The organism is Melioribacteraceae bacterium, from assembly GCA_035362835.1.
GTDB lineage: Bacteria > Bacteroidota > Ignavibacteria > Ignavibacteriales > Melioribacteraceae > DSXH01.
The window spans coordinates 399,755-422,058 of record DAOSDY010000003.1; the positions used below are offsets into that span (position 1 = coordinate 399,755).

Genomic DNA, 22,304 nt, shown 5'->3' on the forward strand with positions numbered 1-22,304 from the left:
CCCCGCATTAGCGGGGCTTCTCTTAAAAATCATATCCTATCGAGAGATAATATCTTGGCGATGAAAAACCCTGCACATTATATTTCCATGCAACATCGAAACGCCACAGGAACAGCAGATATAACCTGAATCCCACTCCTGTTCCTATCATAAGATCGTTTGTAATTGTATTGCCGAACTGATTCTTTGTGAACGGTTTCAATTTACCTGTATTCGACCATGCTGCGCCCGCATCCACGAATGCAACACCCAAAATATTCTGAAACAGAAGCGGCAGCGGTCCAGTAAGCAGGTAACGGATCAGAGGCATTCTTAATTCGAGGTTGACAAGGGAATATTTGGAGCCGATTTTTTCCGCGTAGTCGAATCCTCTTAACGGCATTGCGGGTGTGAGAAATGCAAAATCGGAGGCCGTTTCAATCGGTATATCCTGTGTTGCAAAAGTTCTGTTTATCCAGTTGTCGGTTCCGCCCATAAAGAATTTCTGGGGATTGGCACCGCCCGAGTAGCCGCCCGAAAATCTGAATACAAGTGAATTATCGAACCAGAAACGTAGATATGTTCTATAATCGAATACTAACGAATAAAAGCTCTGCTGCTTCCTGGTTATACCCGGATTGCCGAATAAAGTAAAATTGTATCTTGTCCCTTCAATCGGAGAAGTATATCCCCACATTACATTATCATGAATAAAGCTTACAGCAGGTACAATGTATGTCGCTTTATCGGACGGTACAGAAATATTATCGAGATTCTCTGAAGTTACGTTCATCAAACTTAATGATCCGTCTAACCGGTAGAATCTGTTTATTGGATAGCTTGCTGAAACTACTGCCCCGAAATTCCTGAACCTGTAGAGCTCCGATCCGAAGAACGAAGACCTGTATAGGAATCTTGCAGTATGGAATCCTTCAATTCCGAAATTCATCCTGTTTTCTAAATAGTAATATGCAAGTCCGTAGTCACTGTTTTTAATGTCAATCTGTAGTGAGGTAATTCCAATAAGCCGGTGATTGCCGAGAACGTCGCTGAACGAAAGTACGGTTGTTCCGAGCAGCCCGTAAAGAGAACTGTATCCTGCATTTGCATAGATGAGATCGGGGGAGAAATTAATCTTGTACCTGTTAACAAGAAAGTTTCCGTCCGGATCTAGTTTTTGAGCGAACAACTCATCACGGTTTATTATTCTCGTGCTGTCGGATGGAATATCCTCGCCGCCAAATACATATTTTCTGTAATTGTTAGTTACCGAATCGCTTTTCACTTCCTCGTCAGTAACATACTGGCCTACAAATATTTTTTTCGATTTTGAAACGGTTGTATCTGAATCTGCAGCAATACCGTTATTTACCGAATCCTTCTTTTCGGCGTAAGTTTCATCCGAAAATAATTTAGCCGGTCCAGTTCCTTTATTTACCAGACTTGCCATATAATTAGTAAGCTTAAGAGTATCTGAATCCAGTTTCATTTCGTACGGATTACTGAGCATAAAAATATTATAACCCATCTTGTAAAGTGATGTAAACGCTAGCTTTTTACCGTCGTATGATGTTGAAATCTGACTTATCTGACCGTATGAGTTGGTAATTGGAATTGCCTTTATATCTGTTAACTTCAATTCATCAGATGAATTGGCTCCTCTTATTTTCTTCCTGTAAATATTATCTATACCGTTTTTATCGGAAACGAATAAAATTTCATCTCCTTGATCTGAAAATGTTGCAAATCTTTCATTGCTGAATTCCCAATCTGTTAGTCTCTCAATTTTCCTGGATTCTACATCGATTATATAGAGATCGAGCTGGCCAAATTCGTGATTGTACATAAAGAAATTTTCTCCAACCGCGGAACCGTTAAGTATATCTTTCCGATCGGAGGCGAAGACAATTTTTTTACTGTCGGGCGACCATACGGGATCCGTATCACTGAATATATCGTTTGTAACATTCTCAAGCGCTCCGGTAGAAAGATCGTAAAAATAGATATCCGACTGAGTTGCATTATGAGCATTGAAAGAGATCCTGTTGCCATCCCGTGACCAGTTAACAGACTCGATACCCGGGAATTGAAAAGGGAGTTCTGTGCTTTCCTCGGTTTCAGTATCAATTAAATAAATCCTGTCGTATCCGCCGCTCTTAAGTGAAATCGCAATCCTTCTGTTATCCGGTGACCATGTGAGTGAAGGATGGAGAAGATTCAGTTCTTCGAAGTCGTTTGCTCTGCCGCTTTCTACAAGCTTTTTAAGGATCTTACCAGTGCTCGCTTCCATTATATATACATCAAGATAAATATCGCGGTCGGATATAAACGCAATCTTATCACCCTGAGGCGATAGGGCAGGACTTGAGTTATAAAATCCACCGTCTTTACGGTTATCGGTTAGTCTCTTGGCAAATTCATCCGGATCTTCCTTAACGGCAATGTCCGGCCAGTATTCTTTTTTAAGGCTTTTCTTCCATCTTTCATTTAATTCTTCCATACTGATTCCGATTGAGCCTTTTAAAGCGGCTTCAACGGAACCGAGCGATTTAATTTTATTAACAAGCTCGCCGATCTTCTGCCTTCCATAAGTATCAGCTATATATTTGAATACCGATTGCCCGCCTCTGTAACCGAGATATCCGGTAAGTCTTTCAATATCCGGTAACTGTTCGCTTATTATGGCGTTTCGTATAAACATGTCCGTGTTGGTTTCCCAGCCCTGAGACAAATATTCGGCGCTGCCTTCCATGAACCAGTGGGGAAGCTGAAGAGTAATTCCCTTTGAAATAATATTCTGAATTGTTCCGCCGTAGTAGAAATCCTGCATAATTGCATGGACAAGCTCGTGGAAAATTACATGGCGGAATTTTTCGTATGATCCTTCGAACGGAAAAACTACACGGTTTTTAAACGGTTCAGTAAATCCGCCGATTCCCTGACTTAGGTACTGATCGGTTATATTGGTTTCTATAAAATCATTATGGGAATTATAAACAATAAGAGCAACACGGTTATTGATCAGGTAATTAAAATCCATGTGAAGTTTATTAATTGCATCCTCTGCAACAGCGGCAGTAAATTCGGCTATTCTTTCACCGCCTTCGGCAAAATAAACATCGAAGTGTTTGGTCTGAATAAACAGCCAGTTATAGTTTTTATACTGAACTTTATTCTGTCCGAATTGGGCGGAGGCAACGCTTGAAAAAAGCATCAGACCTATAATAGAATAAAATATTTTTTTCATTGTTGTACCTTTCATGTAATTCTTTTAGTCAAGCAGAATAAAATCAATTTCTCTTTTTTCATTATCTACGCGGACCAATTTTACATTCACTTTATCTCCTAACCGAATTCTTCTTCCGGTCCTTTTACCGGTTATGGAGTAATTCTTTTCGTCGAACGTATAATAATCATCTTCCAGATCCCTGTATCTTATCAATCCCTCGGCCAGATTCTGGTTAAGCTCAATGAAAATTCCAAAGCTTGTAATTCCGGAAACAACACCGTGAAATTCAGTTCCTACTTTACCCCGCAAATATTCAATTTGTTTCAACTTCACGGAAAGGCGCTCGGCGTTTATAGCATTTCTTTCCATCGCAGAAGAATGATTGCAAATTTCTTCTAAATCTTCTATAGAAAAATTTTTCTCTGTATTATTCTTCAAATACCTGAAAATCAAATTATGAACAATAAGATCCGGAAAACGGCGAATAGGAGAGGTAAAATGGGTATAATGTTTAAATCCCAGACCGTAATGCCCTATATTATTTGTCGAATAAACCGCCTTTGCCATCGATCTAATTGCAATTTCATTTATAACTGCTTCCTCTTCCGTCCCTTCGCAGCTCTCAAGAAGTTTTTGAAACTGTTCTGATTTGCTTGCTGAGTTCGGATCAAATGAATATCCCAACGATTTAACGAATCGAGAAAATTCAATTATTTTTTCCTTATCGGGCAGATCATGTATCCTATAAACAAACGGAATCTGAATTTTGTTCTTTAAGGGTTTAATATGTTCTGCAACAATCTGATTGGCCAGAAGCATGAATTCTTCAATTAGATTATTGCTCTCCCTTACCTCTTTAATTTTAATATCTACAGGGATACCACTTTCGTCAAGTTTAAAGACAACTTCGGGAGAAAAAAAGTTTATACTTCCTTTTTTTATTCTCTTGGCTCTCAGTTTCCTTGCGAGCTTGTTTAATAAGAGCACTCTATCGGCATAATCACCTTTTTCAGTTTCGATAATCTTCTGGGCTTCTTCATATGTGAATCGCCTTTTACTGTTGATCACGGATTTAACTATCTGATAAGAGACAACTTTTCCGTTCGGTGTCATTTCGGCTATTACGGAAAATGTCAATCGGTCTTTGTTTGGAACCAGGGAACAAACAATGTTCGATAATTTCTCAGGAAGCATCGGGATAACCTTGCCTACCAGATAAACACTGGTAGCACGATTAAGAGCTTCCTTATAAATGGGGGAATTTTCGGTAACATAATGGCTTACATCAGCAATATGAATTCCTACTGAAAAATTTCCATTGGCAAGAGTTTCAATTGAAACCGCGTCGTCGAAATCTTTTGCGTCCTCAGGATCAATTGTAATAGTAACCGAATCCCGAAGATCGAGCCTTTTTTTGATTTCGGATTCCGGAATCGATTCTGAAATTGAATCCGCATTCTTCAATACTTTATCTGTGAACTTGTATGAGAGTCCGAATTCCCTTGCAATTGATGCTATTTCGGCATCGTAACTGCCGGCTTTGCCAAGTAACTCTAGAATATGTCCCTCCGGGTTCAGATCAGGTGAACTCCATTCAATTTTCCCGGCAACAACCTTATCGCCGGAACTGGCGCCTTTCAGATTTTCCGGCGGGATATAAATATCGCGGTGGATTTTCTTGTTGTCGGGTACTACAAAAAAGAAAGATCTGCTCTTCTCCAATCTACCTACAATCTCAGTTTGCTTTCTTTCAACAATCTCAACAATCTGTCCTTCTATGTTCTTACCGTGTTTCTTCGACAGAAGATTTACATGAACAATATCACCGTCGAAAGCCGTACCAAGATTTTTCCCCGATATGAACACATCTGTTTTATATGTTTGATCTTTCAGCACTACAAACCCGTAATCGCCTTCACCAACAATCTGAAGCTGGCCGATAAGTTTATCACTTCCGAAACTGCTGAGTGAATATCTCTTACCCTGCTTTTCAAGATAACCTTCCTCGGTAAGCTTATACAAAACGCTTTTAAGTTCTGCGTAAGCATATTCTTCTGTAATTCCAAAATGCTTCGCAATTTCTTTCCCTTTTACTTTAAGGGAAGGATGATTTTTAAAGAATGATTTTATTTCTTTTTTCATTAGAACTCGAATTTATATTTTAATGCCATCTCGTTTATTTTTTCGTCAATAACATATGTCTGACCAATAGGATCTTTTCTTTCCAGTCTTATTAAAAATCTCGGATTGAATAAGTATTCGATCTTAAGATTTGCTTTGCCAATATTCTGAAATACTTCCGTTGTACCGCCGAAACTGTATCTCAGGTTCTGAATCCTTCCCGACAGACTGAACTTGGTGTAATCTCCGGCCTGGCTGATTTGAATATTATTAACGAGATCTCCCACTGCCGAATTTACGAAACTTGTAAGAACAGATCCGAGGAATGATGTAGCGGTATTTCCGATAGCATTCGTCTGACCGGCAACCTGGGCCCTGTCCTGTGCCGTTAAATCATCCTTAAATTTCCCGATTAGTATAAACGAAAACGCATCGGCATAGTCGTAACGTGATTCTCTTACATTATTCTGAATATTCCGGGAGCCGACATAAACACCCATACTTTCCGGATTGCCGGCAAGGTTTTTACCGAGGTCATTCAGTGGTCCTGCTATTTTTATTTTAACGGCTACTTCCTGGGGAGCAGCACTGGAATTGCGCGGATCGATGTAATCGTTTTTATATGTAGCGATTATATCGAGATAAGGATTTGTGATATCGGTTTCGAAACGGATCTTTCCTTCGGCATCGAAAGTCTTAAAGAACTCGAGTTTGGAACCGGGCATAAGGTCAAAAGCTCCCTGCGCTCTAACTTCTCCGGCAACACTTTCGTAATTCAAATCGCCTCTCATTTCAACAAGAAGTTTCTGATTTACTGCCTGTGAAAGAATAATATTAACACGTGCGCTGTTCTCAACTTTTACACCGATCTCATAATCAAGACGAATCGATTCATCGCCGTTATTATCAACTCCCTTTGCTTCGCTTTCCAGTATTTCCTGAAATCGAACCTGCTCAAGATCTAACTTGCTGGAATCTACTACGTAGATTACATTATAATTACTGCTTGCTACGGTTGATTGATCCGATGTTGTAAGAGTAAGGTTGGTTTCTTTAAGCAGAATATCACCTCTGAAGAATAACCTGTTGTTCCGGAGTGTTAAGATCCAGTCGTCTCCTGTCCCGATCTTAAGGTCCCCGTAAAGTAACGGGCTTGTAGACCTGGAAAGATCGCTGAATAATGCCAGATCGCCGTTGAAACGGATTGACATATCCTTCGGCTTAAATCCGTCAAACACAATTGATCCGCTCCCTTTAATACGTCCTGGAAACCTCGTACCTCCTGCGTTGGCAATTACAAGAGAATCGATCTGCAATCCCTGTCTTTCGAAGTTTAGTCTGAGATCGCAGCTGTAGGGAAGATTAGTGTCTTTGGATAAGAAATATCCGTCATTTAGACTTAGGTAACCTGAGAAAACAGGATTATCGAGGCGTCCTTTAATTGACAGGTCGGTTAAAAGAATTCCTCTCTGATCAGCGATGTTAGGAAGGAGATTGGCAAACGATCTTAAATCGAAATCGCGAGAATAAATTTTTAAATCCATCTCCTTTGTATCGCTAATTCTTTTTTCAACCGTCGCAAAACTCAAATCGATCGGAATAGTGCCGTTCAAAGTTAAAAGAGGTTTATCCGTATTGTAAGTTGAATCGATAAAGCGGATATCGGTCGATACGGTTTTATTAAGATAACGGATTGAACCGTCGAGGTAACCGAGCTTGTGATTACCATAAGTCAGATTATTTAGTTTTACAGATGTGTTGATATAAGGGTCATCAAAACTTCCGCTTATGGTTGCTTTGAGGTCGGCATCCGCTTTCAGTTTGTAATCGTCCTGGCCGAATAAATACCGGCTCAAAATCTTACCCGAAATATTGTTAGCCAGCAGCTGAAGATTTTGATCCCCGCTGCTTTCTATCGAACCCTTGAAACTTATTGAGGAAGTATCATTGTAAAGAGTGCAGTTGGCAATATTGAACCGGAAAGGATTAAAGAAAATATCAATTGTGTCTTTGTTTGTCCATAACAGTCCGTCATAATCTGCTTTAATACTACCGATCCTGATCTGCTGCTCAACGGGTTTCATGAGTATGAAACCGCTGGCTTGAGCGTGAATTAGATCTTCAAAATTTGCCGAGGCGTCAAAAAATAATCTGCTCTCATTGAATTTTAGATTGGCTGCAATGTCCTTAATGTAACTTCCGGCATAAAATCTTTTACCGGTTAACAGAGCGGAACCGGAAAGCTTGTCGAATGCAGCATGGCGGTTGTCCCTTACAAAATTCAGCTCCGTAACAAGATCGGAAAGATATAATGTTGAATTCTCTTCTGTAAAAACAAGATAATCGAGATCCAGTTTAGAATTAATCATAAAGTTCGGGGGACTGTTATCAACCGAACCGGAACCCGATCCCATAATATCGAATCTTTCGAAACCGATCAGTTCTGTAATTAGGGCGAAGTCTTTGAAATTAAAATCGAAATTAAATTTTAAATCCTTGTTTATGATATCCGGAAGAATTTCTTCGGTATATAGATCGGACGAACCGGATTCCATCACCGAAAGTGGATTAAGCTCTTTCAGTTTGTTTGTAATAATTCTTGAAATTGTTTCCCCTTCAAAAGCCACAATGTCGATAGCGTCTTTGAAAGAGAATTCCCCGTCAATTTTAAAATCAACGAAATCTGATCCGAATTTTATCTCCCTGTATGAAGAATCTTTTGTGAATGTAACGTCGATACTTGAATTGTGAATTTTGGTACCCCGGTATTTCGACGAATCGATTCCGATTGAAAAGATTCCTGTCAGCTCATCGGGATTGAAATTTTTACCTTCGGCACTGAAATAGAAATTCAGATCGCTTTTATAATCCCCCTCGATAAAAGAGGAGAGGTCAAGGCGATTCAAACTGCCAAGAAAACTGAACGCCGGAATCGTATCGTTATCGAAACTTAAATCTCCTGTAATAAGAGCTTCGGAGTTTTTACTTTTCCCGCTCATTTCTATATCAATTTTTCTATCGGCGGCTTTCGATATAATATGAAAATTATCGATGGGAATTTCCCTGAACCTTGATGCGGTTGAAATGAGGTTGAAATTATAATTAAGATCCATAGGGGAAGTACCCCGGCCAATCAAATTACCTTTGGAGTTGAGCGCAGTTGTAATTCCAATAACCGGATTGAGGTCTATATTCTCCGTCTCGAATTTTATATCGTACGTCATAGGCTCTTTTTCAAGATTCATAGCAACTTCGAATTTGAGAGAGCCGTTTTCAATATTACCGGAGAAGACAGATTTGAAATTAACCGGTTCTCCCTCGTAATCAATATTTACTCCGCTTACTTTAAGCTGTGCGAACTCGGGTAACTTTAACGCAGGCAGGAGTGCATTTACATCTCTGTAATTAATGTCTGTATCCTTTATTTGCGCTTTAATGAATAGATCCTCTGGACGGTTGAGATTTAAAACCTGTCCGCCTATTTCAAAATGAGTTGACCTGTAATCCACAGCGAGCTTCTCAATCGAAAATCCTCCGAATTTGCCTCTGGCTTTCAATTCGATTGAAGGATCTCCTTTTAATATTTCCGTTGCATCTATGAAAGAGGAAAGGTCGTCAAAGTTGAATGAAGATGCGTCAAGATTGATTGAAAGAGGGTAGTTCTTAAAATCTTCAAGTTCTACATTTCCAAATAGATTTAAACTGTCGAGACGCGCATCAATCCGGACATCGCTGCTGTCGGTAATAAATGCGAAATTGGTTACAGAGGCAAAATCTTTTGTAACCGCAAATTCGCCCGAGATGTTCTGGAGTCTGAAACGGTTAAGGTTCGGTTTAAATGAAAGCTCGTTTAATACCAGAAGAAAATCTGAATTTGGTATGTCGATGAAAGCTTGAGCGGAGAGAAAAAGTTTATTTATGCGCAAATCGTCAAAGTTAACTGTCTTGTAAACCGCATTTGAATTAATGTTCGGATATGACTGCTGAATGACAGCAATGTTTTTAAGCTGAAGGTCGTTAACCTGAACATAAAACGAGAATTCCGATTTGGCGGTATCCTCCTCGGAAGGGGGGGATAATTTCTCGTAATTCCAATTGCCGTCCTGATCCTGCAGCAGTTTTATTTTTGCATCCTCTATAAGAATCTTTCTAAAAAAAATCTTTTTTAGAAGTAGTTGAAGAGGACTGGTTTTTATTTCTATTTTCTTTGCGGTAAAAAGTGTATCTCCGGATGTTGTAAGTACAGTGTTACGCAGGAAAATTGAAGTGAGAATTGTTCCTTCAATCTTCTCAATGTAGAGTTTTCCGTTTATTGAAGAGCTGATTTCGGAGATCAGGGTATTACGTAAGAATTCCCTGAATGTGCCGGTCTGAGAAAAGCCGAGAAAGAGAACCAGAAGAAAAATAACGGCAAGAAAAAAGAGTATGAAGACATTGATTATTCTCCGGAAAACCGATCGCTTCTTCTTCTCAGGCGGTTTCTCTTCTGCCTTTATTTCATTCGGTTTTACTTCCTGATCTTCCATTATCCGCCAAATCTTTCAAGAATAGTTTTGATAATGCCTGAAGTCGATTGAAAATTTACAAATTCAATAGTTTCCACTTTACCCCCGGCAGCTTCTACAATATCCCTTCCAACAATATTCTCAATATTCCAATCGGCTCCTTTAACAAGTATATCTGGAACAATTTTCTTTATTGTCTCGAACGGTGTATCTTCTTCAAATTTTGTAACGTAATCGACAGCTTTAAGATTCGCTATAACGAAAGCCCTTTCGTTGAAGGGTACTATAGGCCTTTTGCTTCCTTTGATCCTGGCAACAGATTCATCGGAGTTTAATGCAACAATCAAAACATCGCCGAACAATTTTGCCTTGGAAAGATAATCCACATGACCTGCATGAAGAATGTCGAAACATCCGTTTGTAAAGACAATTTTCCTGTTCTGTTTTTTTAATTCTCCTCTGATCAGTACAAGTTCGTCGACTGTTTTAAAATTATTCATTTCAATTCCCCGATAACTGCATCAAAAAGTTTCTTCTGGTCAATTGGAACTATACCAACATCCTCGCATACGAGTCCGCCGGCAAAGTTTGCGAGATATGCCGCATCATAAATACCGGCACCTGCAGTAAGAGCCATAGTAAGAGTTGATATAACGGTATCTCCGGCGCCCGAAACATCGGCAACCTTTCTGGCCTTTGTAGGTATTCTGCGTTCGGATTTCCCTTTCTCGAACAGAGCGATCCCTTCAGCCCCCAGTGTAAGGAGTACATACTTTGCTTTTATATTTTCGAGGAGACTTTTGCCTGCCCTGGAAATATCATGAGCCGATTTTATTTTGATTCCTAATGCGTCTTCAGTTTCCTTTCTGTTCGGTTTAAAGACTGTTACATCCCGGTAAGTAAAGAAGTTGTTGAATTTTGGATCGACGGTAATGATTTTTTTCGATTCCGCAGCAATAGAGATTATACTGGAAATAAAGTTTTGAGTTAGAACACCCTTGTTGTAATCCTGAAGAATTATTGCGTCAATTTTTTTTATTTCCTTTTTCAAAAAGGAGAGAAGTTTGTTTTCAATTTTTGAGCTGATCGGAAAAGTGCTTTCCCTGTCGATTCTTACAACATGCTGATTATCTGCAATCACTCTGGTTTTGGATGTAGTAGATCTTTCTTTATCCGGAATCATTCCCTGGTCGTTTATCCCGCTTTTGCTCATAAGATTTCTGATCAGTTTTGCATCGCTGTCGATGCCGACGACACCGAGCGGAATTGGAATTCCGCCGAGCGTTAAAATATTATATGCTACATTAAGAGCGCCGCCGAATCTGGAGAACTCATTATCAACCTCTACAACCGGGACTGGTGCTTCCGGAGAAATTCTCTGCACATTACCCCAATAGTAACAATCGAGCATCATGTCGCCGATTACTGCAATTTTCTTACCGTTGAAATTGTTTTGAATTGCTTTCAGTTTTTTTAGAGAAGTATTAAGCATCACTTTTCTCCTTCTGTCCATTGAGCAAGGCGGTTAAAGAAATTTATTTTTATAAGTCCTTTATCTGTACCAAGCCAAAGGAAGGTACCGTCAAAAAATAATTTATTTATTGTCTGAGGAATCCTTTCATCCCTAACCGGAATAACCTGGTTCGATATCCGGTTGATCAATACTAATCCCCGCCCGTATGTTTCCTTGGTAGCTTTACCGAATTGATAAAGAGCGGCCCATATAAAATTTCCTGTAAGTTCGAGGTCATTAATTCCGTTTCCGGATAATCCTTTTGAGTCGTCGAATCTTAACCAGTCGTTTTTCCTGTTGAAACGGAAAAGTCCCCCGAGGTTGAATTCGGGCCGTTCGGCCGTAATAAATTCATCCAATCCGATCCATAGATTATTCCGTTCGCTCATCAGGGCCGAAATCGAAATCTGTTCTCCCTCGCCGTTAAAATAGTTAAATCTGTTGTCATAAAAAGTGATCGCTCCCGGTTCATTCAGGTCCCTCAATTTGTCATATTTATGAAGGCCTGCCTCAGTACCGAACCAGACCAGACTGTCGCCGTCCACTTTGATGGTTTTGATTGTGTTTGTTTTCTGGTTGCCCCGGATTGTCAAATCGTAATCGGTGAACCGTCTGGTCTTCTCGTCATACTTAGTTAGATATTGAAATCTCCCGATCCAAACAACTTTTTCGAAATCGTCGTATGCAATTGAACGGATCCAGTTGCTAAGCTGCCCACCCAGGCCGAACTTCCTTTTTGTCCAACTATTTCTTTTCTTATCGTAAATGAAAAGCCCGTCGATTGAGCCGGCCCAGACATATTCGTTATTTGCAGCAACGCAGTAAAAAAAATCGTGTTGCAGGTTATTCTTCGAAGTGGAGAATTGATCCCATCGATTTTCTTTTTTCAGATAGCGGAAGAGGCCGTTACCGTTTGTAGCGAACCAGATTTCGTTACCCTGTGAAGAAATATCCGTAACATCCGAACCATTTAAAAAGAAATCGAATTCAAAATCATTCTGACCGGATAGTGTTATGCTTATTAAAAAGAAGAGGATTATTTTTTTCATTATTTCAAAATGATTTAATTTCAGCCGGAAATTTAACATTAAGATAGAAGTTTATGAAGTGAATAATTTATGCTTCCGGGTCTGTTATGCAAAATTTATTTGCCACTCGGATTCAAATCCGCGGATAAGACAGGAGGAGAGTTTGGGATAGTCGACTTTCTCATTCAGTATCGATTCTATTTCAATTGTTTTCTGATTTAACTCGGCTTGGAGAACATGCTTTAGGTCGTCATTGGAATTAATATATTCAACAAGTTTTTTATGGAATGTACCGCACAATATCGATCCATGCTGCAGAATCACTTTATTCAATTTTCGTTGTGCACTGCCGATAATTTTTTTCCCGGCAAATTTCACTTCGTTTTTTGCAGTGCTTCCGAAGCAGAGAACTCCGGATGGTTGTTTGAGCAGACCTGGAAAGTCGGGCTGAAGCTTTTCGAGTTCAGAGTTGGCCAGCAGGGGATTGTAAAATTCAAGCCCTTTAATCAGAGCATTTGAGATTTTCTCGTAGATTTCCCGTGGGGATAAGGATTTACCGATAGGCATTACAACCGAATAAGTAATCTCTTCGGCGTGAAGAATAGCCCTTCCGCCAGTAGGACGTTTTACCACCTCAATATTATCCAGATGGGCTTTGGCAATATTAATATCCTCAAAACTCTGGTTTGCACCCAGCGAGATACAGTAGGGCTGCCACCTGTAGAGTCTGAAAAATGCTTCGTCAGGTTTGCAGGATTGAGCAAGGTTAAGATCGAAGTCCATGTTAAAGCTTCCGGAAGAACTCCCGGTCTTAATTAACTGCCACTTCATCTTCTAATAACACCGCGGTCGGATCTTTCAATAAAACCGATAATATTCTTTACGAGGGGATGCTCGGAATATTTTTCTTTCAATTCCTCAAGGGCTTTTGAAAAAATCAAACCGGATTGATAAAATATTCTGTAGGCATCTTTTATTGCGTTTATATCATCTTCTGAAAAATTTCTTCTTCGTAAACCGACAATGTTCAGTCCCATGAACCGGGCAGGGAATCCGCTAGTCATACAATACGGCGGAACATCCGAATTAGCCATGGATCCGCCACCCAGCATACAATGCTGACCGATCTTTCCGAACTGATGAACTGCAGAAAGCCCTCCGATTATTACAGTATTCTCAATTTCAACATGACCCGCAATCTGAACGGCATTGGCAATTATTACCCGGTCGCCAACTTTACAATCGTGCGCTACATGAGTATATGCCATTAGTAAACAATTGCTGCCGATATAAGTATTGTGTGTTGCAGTGGTTCCTTTGTGAAGAGCTGCGAATTCCCTTATAACGGTGTCATCACCTATATGAAGAAACGTCTGCTCATTTGCGAATTTAAGATCCTGCGGTAAGTTTGAAACGGAAGCGCCCTGGAAAATTTTTACACGGTTGCCGATTCGAGCGCCGTCGTAAATTACGGCATGCGGCCCGATCTTACAATCGTTCCCTATTTGAACATCATCATGAATAATTGCGTAAGGACCTATTTCAATATTCTCCCCGATCTTAGCTTCGGAGCTTACAATTGCGGTGGGATGGATTTTCGACATAAAATTAGTTCAGATTTTCAGATTTATTTTCTTTATTAATTATAGCTCCCATGAACTCCGCTTCAGCAACAAGAGTATTGTCAACATAAGCAGCGCCTTTAATCGAAAAATATTTGCTCTTTTTGCTTATCACTTCGGCTTCAAGAACTAGCTGATCACCCGGAACAACAGGCTTTCTGAATTTTGCGTTATTTATACTCATAAAATAGACCAAGTGATTAGCGGGGTCAATAAAAGAATTGAGAACAAGAATTCCGCTTACCTGCGCCATTGCTTCAATAATAAGAACGCCGGGCATAATCGGCTGGCCGGGGAAATGACCCTGAAAGAACGGTTCGTTAATAGTAACAGATTTAACACCAACGACACGTTTATCAAGTTCCAGATCGATAATTTTGTCGACCAGCAGGAAAGGGTAACGATGGGGGAGAATCCGCTGGATAGCATTAGCGTCGAACACCACGCCTTCTTTTTTAACGAACTGATATTTCTTAACTAATTTTTTCTGCTGATAAAGGCTTCTGATTTTTTTTGCGAACTCAACATTGGCTTTGTGACCTGGTCGGGCTGCAAGTATCTGAGCTTTAATAGGAACACCTATTAATGCGAGATCACCGATCATATCGAGAAGTTTGTGACGCACAGGTTCATTTCTGAACCTTAGTTTATTGTTGCTTAAGAATCCTTCGTGTGTTACCGAAAGGTCCTCATCGAGGCCTAGTTTTTCTTTAATACTTCTTAAACCTTTTTCATCAATTTCATGATCAACAATAACAACGGCATTATTAAAATTTCCGCCTTTTATTAATCCCTGGTCCGCCAGCATTTCAACTTCACTTAAGAAACAGAAAGTCCTTGCCGGGGCGAATTCGGTAACAAATTCCTTTTCAAGGTCGAACATGCCGGAGTGCTGACTTCCAAGAGCGGGGTTCTGGTAATCGACCATGATGGTAATTCTGTAACTATTCATCGGAAGCGCAACTATATCAACCTGGCGGGCTTCATCGCTGTACATTACGGTTTCGTCAATAACAAGATAATCCTTCGGTGCGTCCTGTGTAACAAATCCCGCAGCCATTATTTTTTCAACGTAGGGCATAGCGCTGCCGTCGCCTATCGGAGGTTCGATTCCATCAAGTTCAATAACCAGATTATCTATTTGCAATCCAACAACAGCCGCAAGGACATGTTCAATAGTATGAACTTTAGCATTGCCCAATCCTAATGTAGTGCCTCTGGAAGTATCGATAACATAATCGGCATTTGCGGGAATTTCAGGCCTTCCGCCAAGATCAGTTCTTACAAATCTGATCCCGTAATTTTCGGGTGCGGGTTTAAAAGTCATTGTACAAGATGTGCCTGTATGCAATCCAACTCCCGAAAGTGAAACTGGATTGGCAATAGTTCTCTGGAGCTCTAACATTATTCTCCCTTTAGTTGATTTATCTCAGAAATTTTCTGTTCCAAAGATGCAATTTTTTCTTCTAATTTCTTAATTTTTTCTGCCATTGCCGGAACGTTCCGCAACTGAGCTTCGAACCGGAGTTGTGTTCCCATCTCCTGAGCCGGTGAACCTCTGAACTTGCCGGCATTATCGATCGACTTAGAAACCCCGGCTTGTGCGCCGATTACAACCTGATCTGCAATTTCAATATGTCCTACAAATCCAGCCTGACCGGCGATCATACAATGTTTACCGATCTTTGTACTTCCGGAAATTCCTGCCTGGGCTGCAATAGCCGTATGTTCTCCAATAACAACATTATGAGCTATCTGAACAAGGTTGTCTATCTTAACTCCTTTCTTTAATAAAGTAGATCCGAAAGCGGCTCTGTCGATTGAAACGTTTGAACCGAGTTCAACATCGTCTTCAATAACAACATTACCTATCTGCGGTACTTTCTCGTATTCGCCTTTAGCATTTGGAATATAACCGAAACCGTCCGAGCCGATAACAGTATTTGAATGGATAATAACATTGTTGCCGATTTGAGAATTCTCCCTGATAGTTACATTCGGATAGATAAGGCAGTTTGAGCCGATTGCAACTTTGTCCATAATAACAGTATTGTGATAGATCATAGAATTGTCGCCGATTTTAGAGCCGGCGGAGATAACAACATTTTTACCGATTCCAACATTCTTCCCGACAGATACAGACGGATCAATTGAAGCAGACGGATCAATTCCGTTAATAATGAAAGCCGGTTTTAAGAATGTAATTATGAATTTGTGGAGTGCGACATTCGGATTCTTTACTTCGATGTAGCTGAGATCGGTTCTTGATTTCTTGAACTCGGGGGAGATTAAAACAGCCGAGGCTTTCGTAGTACTTAAATACTTTTCGTAGGGTTTTAGGTAGAGAAAAGTAATATCGCCTTCTTTCGCCTCTTCAATTTTGGCGATATTGGAGACTTCGAGTTCAGGATTGCCAATAACAATACCGCCGACAAAGTCGGCGGCATCTTTCAGTTTTATTTTCATAAAAACTCATTTAAGTTTTTCGAGGACTAATTTTGTAACATCATATTCTTCTTTGGCAAACAGAAAGATCATATCCCCGCTTCTGTCGAATATAAAATCGTATTCATTTTCTTTTGCAACTTCCTGAATAACGTTAAATATTCGGTTCTGAATCGGTTTCATCAATTCTTCCTGTTTTCTGAAGAGTTCCCCCTGAACGCCGAATTTATCCTGTCTGTATTTTGATATCTGGTCTTCAATCTGAACAAGCTCTTTTTCAATTTCAATTCTCTTTTGCTCGCTTAGTATCAGTTTCCGTTTTTCATAATCGTCGTACCTGGCTTTCCAGTCGGACTCCATTTTGGAAAGTTCTTCCTGCCATTCTTTGATGATGGCATCTAGTTTTTTCTGTGTATCCTGGGCTTCGGGAAGCTGTTTCATAATAGTATCGCTATCAACGTAGCCGATCTTCGGTTGTGCAATTGATACGGAAGCCATAATAAGTATTGCAGATAAGATAAATCCGATTTGTTTCATAATAAAATTCCGTTAAAAATTATTTTCCTCTTTTAAGGCGGTCAAGCACCTTAAATGTAATGTCGAACTGGGAATCGGCATAAAGAACTACCACTTCGCCTGCCTTATCGAGAACATAATGCATATTTTCCTCTTTTGCAATTTCGTCAATTGCTTTAAAGATTTTTTCTTTAACCGGTGCAAGGAGTGATTCCTGGCGTACGAAATACTCGCCGTTAGGCTGCCCGAATTTCTGGTCTCTGTATTTTTGAAGTTCCTGTTCTTTTTCAACAATTTTAGTCTGAGCTTCGCGCTGTTGTTCAGGTTTCATTGTTGAAGCCTGTTTCTGATAATCGGCGTATGCATTCTGCAGAACCGTTCCCATACTATCAGCTTCCTTTCTCCACTTGGCAACAAATCCTTCAAGGTCGCTCTTTGCTTTTATAGCTTCGGAAAACTGGGTCATAATAATTTCCGAATCGACATATCCAACTTTTAAATTAACAGGCTGCTGTGTTTGAGCAAATACAGAAACAGCAGAAATCAACAGTAATACGAAAATAGTTTTTTTCACTTTTTACCTCTTTAATGATTTATAATGTTAAAATCCTTTACCGAACTGGAAATGGAAAATCCACTGAGGATCCTGACCGTCAACACTTCTGCGGTCGAATCCGTAACCATAATCGAATCCAAGTAATCCGATCGGATTTATTAAAATTCTTGCGCCAACGCCAATTGAACGCTTCAGATTGAATAAATCTGTCTGTTTGATATCGAAATATACGTTACCAGCTTCTGCAAATGCCAATAAATAAATCGGAATGGGATCGAGGGCAAGAGCTCCTCTGATTTCGAAAGTATACTTTGCCATAACACGGCTTCCGAATACTGTACCGGAAGCATCCCTGTTACCGAGACTTCTATCGTCGTATCCTCGAAGAGGTGTAGTAGCAATGATCATCCCGTTTCCACCCATGTAATAGAACTCGAAAGGCTGAATAGGAGTCCCTTTCTTCAATTCGTGAATATATCCGAGATCTACGCTGGAGTAGAGAACAATTCTGTTCGTATTGAATATCGGTTTGTACCATTCGCTTTTGAAATCCACTTTGAGATAATCGACGTTACCGGGAAGAAATCCGCCAGATAATTCACCGCTCAGCGATACTTTGGATCCGCGGGATGGGAAGATAGGATTGTCTATATCAACACGCGCAATAGTTGCGCCGACTGTAAATTGTCTTGTTATTCCTTCTGAATAATATCCGAGACCGTCTATAACATCATTATACTGAAATCTTGTTAAACCCTGCACATAGAAAAAGTCGTCGGGCCATGTTAATCTTCTTCCTCCTCTAAGTGTAATACCGGACTGACGGAGGTCGTATACATACCTTTGCCGAGTATCAAAAAGGTCGAATCCAACGGAAGTTGGTGTATCCAGGAACCAGGGCTCAGTGAACCCGAGTGAAAAGGTCCTGTAAAAGTTGCCAACACCAAACTGCCAGCTGAAATTGAGTACCTGTCCGCCACCCATTTTGAAAGGTTCGGTAATGGAGAAATTTGTAAGTGTAAAACCGATAGCACCGCTGAACCCGAATGCACCGCTGTATCCAACGGAAGCATTCAGATAATCGCTAGATTTCTCCTCAACTTTATAGATAATGTTTACAGTACTATCGTTAGCGGGTCGGTAATCAACACCTGATTTATAAAGATTTTCCACATTGAAAAATTGCAGGTTGGCAAGCTGCTGAATGCTCCTGAGTATATAACTCCTGCTGAAATAGCTCCCGGGAATCGTATATAACTCGCGGCGTATCACCTTGTCCATAGTCTTTACATTGCCTTGGATATCAACACGTCCGACTTTAAATCTGTTATTCTCATTTACTCTTATAATAATGTCGAGCGAGTCTGCCCCTACTTTTTCTTCTCTCGGTTCCAGGCTGAATCCTAAATAACCGTTGTCCTGATAGAGTGAAGAAGCATCGGATTGTCTTTCATTGTAATAGAGATTCTGATTGAATTTTTCAAAATCGAAAACATCGCCTTTGGAGAATTCAAGCCGCTCGGTTAACATATCGTCTGTATAAACTGTATTACCTTCCCAGATTATATTTCTGATTTTGTACTGAACGCCCTCGTAAATATTAATCACAAGATCGAGGTACTTCTTATCATCGGAAATAATTATTGTATCGCCGAGAATAGCGAAATCGCGGTAACCGTTCTTCCTGTAAAATTTTGTAAGCAATTCCTGATCTTTTTCATAATCGGATTTCTTAAAGTTGGGGGAAGACCAGAATTTCCACCATCTGTCCTCCTTGGTTTCGTCGAATTCACTCTTCAGGTCGTCATCTTCGAAAGCTTCATTGCCGTTGAATGTGATGCTTCTAATAATTACTTCATCTCCTTCAGTGATATCGAACATTACAAGAGTGCGTTCTTTAACCCGGTCGATCGAATTAATTGATGTTGCTTTATCTCGTTCAATTTCAGTCTGGTATTCCTGGGCAAGGTTTTTTTCGTTTCTCCAGGTGATAAGAATATCATCTTCGGTAGTATCGGTTCTGAAAAAACTATAGTATTGAATATCTATCTTTGCGTTTAGATATCCTTCGTCTTCATACTTGTCGAGGAATTTATTCCGGATTTTCGCAACTTCCTGCGGCTTAAGAGTTTGTCCGCGCACAATCGTGAGCATTTTTTCAACGTCGCTATCGCTTATTTCATCATTACCTTGAATAACAAACTGTTCGAGTCGTGGATATTCCTTAACGACGAGTTTAAGAAATATTCCGTCATCAATTTTTTTATCGATCAAAATCTGAACATCTTCGAATATTCCGAGATTCCATAATCGTTTAATGGCGTTATTAGTCTGATCTCCCGGCATATCAATTTCATCGCCAACTTTGAGCCCGGTATTAGCAATAATGGTGTTCGCATCGGCAGTTTTGTTTCCTGAAACAGTGATGCCGAGAATTTTATAATTTACTTTTTGTATTTGCGGGTAAACAACAACAGTTGCAAAAAACAATAAAATAATGGTGAACTTAGGCCAGCTGTTTTGAGTGAGTATTTGCATTATTAATTTTTTTTCCCAGGTTGTCCGATAATTGTTCGCTTACTAATCCGAACCGCCGTTCTCTTTTCTGGTAATTTTTTACTGCTTCGATCAGATGTTTCGACCTGAATTCAGGCCAGAGTGTATCCGAAACAAAGATCTCTGAATAAGCGATCTGCCATAATAAAAAATTGCTGATTCTAAATTCTCCGCCGCTTCTAATAAGCAGATCGGGATCGGGCATGCCCGATGTTGTAAGAGATTTAGATATCAGTTCTTCCGAAACTTCATCGCTCTTTAAATTACCTGCAGCGGCTTGTGCAGTTATATTCTTAACTGCTTCCACAAGTTCCCATCGTCCGCTGTAGCTTAAAGCTAGATTCAGGGTCATCTTTGTGTTTGCCGAAGTCTTGTTTACTGCCTGCTGAAGTTCCTGCATAACAATTTCGGGAAGTGAATTTACATTGCCGATTGTTGTTAGCCGGATATTATTGGTGTTAAGTTCATCTGTTTCATTCTGAAGACTTTTTACTATCAATCTCATTAAGGTGGATACTTCATCTTTGGGACGTTTCCAGTTTTCAGTAGAAAATGTGTAAAGAGTAAGATATTTAACTCCTAAACCGACGCATGTTTCAACAACAGCGCGAACCGAATCGACCCCTTTCTGATGCCCGGCTACCCTTGGAAGATTTCTTTTCTTCGCCCATCGGCCGTTTCCATCCATAATAATTGCGATATGAACAGGAATATTACCTTTCGACTTGGTTTCTTCGATGGATTTTTTTTCGGTTGAGGTTAACCTGACTGCCAATTTTTTAATATACCTTCAATTTTAGGCCTGAAAAAATAGGTTGATGGTGAGTAAATGTCAAGGTTACATATTGGTTCTATTTGATAGGGCCGCTTTAAGACACAGTTTCAGCGTTTATCTGGAATAGAAACAATTTTAATTTTTTCTCGGGTATTATCGTCGATGGAGGAAAGTATCATCTCGGCTTTTAGAATGTGGCTCTCCGGTACACCTAGGAAAAGAGTAACTTTATTAGATGAATTCTTAGTGTGGAAGTTAGTAATAAAATGGAGTTTTGTAACGAGACCCGGATCGTTAAGGTCTTCTTCAGTAAGGGTAATGCCTAATGCAATTTTCTTTTTGTATTTGGCAACAGCATCAATTTCATAATTGCCGACCGGTTGAGGTGAAGGTAAGTACTTCCCGTATTTGCGGCTGAGGGTAAGGTAACCGTTTCGCCACAAATGATCGATCAATGAATCGATCCTCTCTCTTTTTTCTTTTGTACTCTGCATAATATTAATTGTATAATGGAATTATCGGAATAATCGGCGAAAATCTTTCGACCCCAAGAATTTTAATATTCGAGATTTTTTCATAGTCGAATCCGCGTATTTCGTTATGTCCGTTTATTCTACCGTAAATTACTTTCTTCCCATTTTTATTTCTGCCGACATAATAAGGTTCCAGTAAAACCTCGTTTAAACCGTATAAAAATTTTACTCTGTTTCTGTTAAAAATTGCGGTAGTAAAATAGATTGTTTTCATTTGGTCTCCTGTATTAATTGTAGCTTCTGAATACACCGATCACTTTGCCAACGATCGAAAATTCTTCGTCGTCCTCAATTACAATCGGGTCATATTTTTCGTTTTCAGGGATCAGATAGATCTTTCCGTTTAGATTCGAAAATCTTTTCATAGTTGCTTCATCTTTTAATAACGCAACAATAATATCCCCGTTAGCTGCTTCCTTCTGAGGCTGAATAATTACAAGGTCGCCCTCGAGTATTCCGGCATTCATCATACTGTCGCCGCGGACTTTCAATCCAAAACATTCGGTCCGGCTGCCGAGAAAGTTTTTGTCAATAATAAAATTCCCTTCAATATTTTCCTCGGCAAGAATCGGTTGACCAGCGGCGACTCTTCCAACAACAGGAATCTCTATTATGGTTTCCTCTTTTTGAATCGGGTCGTTATTCACAACAAGTGAGAGTGTCCGGCTTAAATTGTTTCCTGTATTCAGATAGCCCTTCTTTACAAGTGCATCGATATGACGTTTAACCCCGAATGTACTTACAATCCTGAATTTCTGACCAATTTCTCTATAAGTAGGTGGAAAACTGTTCAATACAACATATTCCTGAATGAAACTCAGAATCTCTTTCTGTCTGTCCGTTAGTTCTGTTTTCATAATAGTGTCCTTATGTTCACTACGAATATAGTGAACAGGCATACACTATGTCAAGAGAAATTTTCTGGG

At 39.8% G+C, this 22,304-nt stretch carries 17 protein-coding genes; all 17 read right to left on the minus strand.

The features are described 5' to 3' along the window. Positions 1–22 precede the first annotated feature (22 nt). Positions 23–3,226: a biopolymer transporter Tol gene (locus tag PLZ15_12895; GenBank protein HOI30647.1), complete on the minus strand. Its 3,204-nt coding sequence runs from the start codon at positions 3,224–3,226 to the stop codon at positions 23–25. Positions 3,227–3,250: 24 nt separating this feature from the next. After that, positions 3,251–5,350 (minus strand): ribonuclease R, encoded by a 2,100-nt coding sequence (gene rnr, locus PLZ15_12900; GenBank protein HOI30648.1) that lies wholly within the window; start codon positions 5,348–5,350, stop codon positions 3,251–3,253. Continuing rightward, positions 5,350–9,855, minus strand: coding sequence for a hypothetical protein (locus PLZ15_12905; protein HOI30649.1), 4,506 nt, complete (start codon positions 9,853–9,855; stop codon positions 5,350–5,352). Before PLZ15_12905 ends, rnr begins: the two co-directional genes overlap by 1 nt. After that, complete coding sequence (gene rfaE2, locus PLZ15_12910; GenBank protein HOI30650.1) at positions 9,855–10,334, minus strand: D-glycero-beta-D-manno-heptose 1-phosphate adenylyltransferase; 480 nt, start codon at positions 10,332–10,334, stop codon at positions 9,855–9,857. The genes PLZ15_12905 and rfaE2 overlap by 1 nt, the downstream gene beginning before the upstream one ends. Then, positions 10,331–11,326, minus strand: coding sequence for a D-glycero-beta-D-manno-heptose-7-phosphate kinase (gene rfaE1, locus PLZ15_12915; GenBank protein ID HOI30651.1), 996 nt, complete (start codon positions 11,324–11,326; stop codon positions 10,331–10,333). The genes rfaE2 and rfaE1 overlap by 4 nt, the downstream gene beginning before the upstream one ends. Continuing rightward, a complete protein-coding gene (locus PLZ15_12920) occupies positions 11,326–12,396 on the minus strand; it encodes a hypothetical protein (GenBank protein HOI30652.1) in 1,071 nt (356 codons plus the stop codon). Before PLZ15_12920 ends, rfaE1 begins: the two co-directional genes overlap by 1 nt. A gap of 84 nt (positions 12,397–12,480) precedes the next feature. Further along, positions 12,481–13,206: a hypothetical protein gene (locus tag PLZ15_12925; GenBank protein HOI30653.1), complete on the minus strand. Its 726-nt coding sequence runs from the start codon at positions 13,204–13,206 to the stop codon at positions 12,481–12,483. After that, positions 13,203–13,979, minus strand: coding sequence for an acyl-ACP--UDP-N-acetylglucosamine O-acyltransferase (gene lpxA, locus PLZ15_12930; protein HOI30654.1), 777 nt, complete (start codon positions 13,977–13,979; stop codon positions 13,203–13,205). The genes PLZ15_12925 and lpxA overlap by 4 nt, the downstream gene beginning before the upstream one ends. 4 nt (positions 13,980–13,983) lie before the next feature. After that, complete coding sequence (locus tag PLZ15_12935; protein HOI30655.1) at positions 13,984–15,402, minus strand: bifunctional UDP-3-O-[3-hydroxymyristoyl] N-acetylglucosamine deacetylase/3-hydroxyacyl-ACP dehydratase; 1,419 nt, start codon at positions 15,400–15,402, stop codon at positions 13,984–13,986. Next, positions 15,402–16,463 carry a UDP-3-O-(3-hydroxymyristoyl)glucosamine N-acyltransferase gene (gene lpxD / locus PLZ15_12940; protein HOI30656.1) on the minus strand — a complete coding sequence of 354 codons (1,062 nt, stop codon included), beginning with the start codon at positions 16,461–16,463 and terminating at the stop codon, positions 15,402–15,404. The genes PLZ15_12935 and lpxD overlap by 1 nt, the downstream gene beginning before the upstream one ends. 6 nt (positions 16,464–16,469) lie before the next feature. Then, positions 16,470–16,979, minus strand: a complete 510-nt coding sequence (locus PLZ15_12945) for an OmpH family outer membrane protein (GenBank protein ID HOI30657.1) — start codon at positions 16,977–16,979, stop codon at positions 16,470–16,472. A gap of 19 nt (positions 16,980–16,998) precedes the next feature. After that, complete coding sequence (locus PLZ15_12950) at positions 16,999–17,532, minus strand: OmpH family outer membrane protein (protein HOI30658.1); 534 nt, start codon at positions 17,530–17,532, stop codon at positions 16,999–17,001. A gap of 27 nt (positions 17,533–17,559) precedes the next feature. Next, a complete protein-coding gene (gene bamA, locus PLZ15_12955) occupies positions 17,560–20,052 on the minus strand; it encodes an outer membrane protein assembly factor BamA (GenBank protein HOI30659.1) in 2,493 nt (830 codons plus the stop codon). Next, positions 20,021–20,845: an isoprenyl transferase gene (locus PLZ15_12960; GenBank protein ID HOI30660.1), complete on the minus strand. Its 825-nt coding sequence runs from the start codon at positions 20,843–20,845 to the stop codon at positions 20,021–20,023. The genes bamA and PLZ15_12960 overlap by 32 nt, the downstream gene beginning before the upstream one ends. A 107-nt stretch (positions 20,846–20,952) precedes the next feature. Beyond that, complete coding sequence (locus tag PLZ15_12965) at positions 20,953–21,339, minus strand: hypothetical protein (protein HOI30661.1); 387 nt, start codon at positions 21,337–21,339, stop codon at positions 20,953–20,955. A 4-nt stretch (positions 21,340–21,343) separates the two neighbouring features. Further along, on the minus strand, positions 21,344–21,592 hold the full coding sequence (locus PLZ15_12970) for a hypothetical protein (GenBank protein ID HOI30662.1): 249 nt from the start codon (positions 21,590–21,592) through the stop codon (positions 21,344–21,346). Between the two features lie 13 nt (positions 21,593–21,605). Next, positions 21,606–22,235: a transcriptional repressor LexA gene (lexA, locus tag PLZ15_12975; protein ID HOI30663.1), complete on the minus strand. Its 630-nt coding sequence runs from the start codon at positions 22,233–22,235 to the stop codon at positions 21,606–21,608. Positions 22,236–22,304 lie beyond the last annotated feature (69 nt).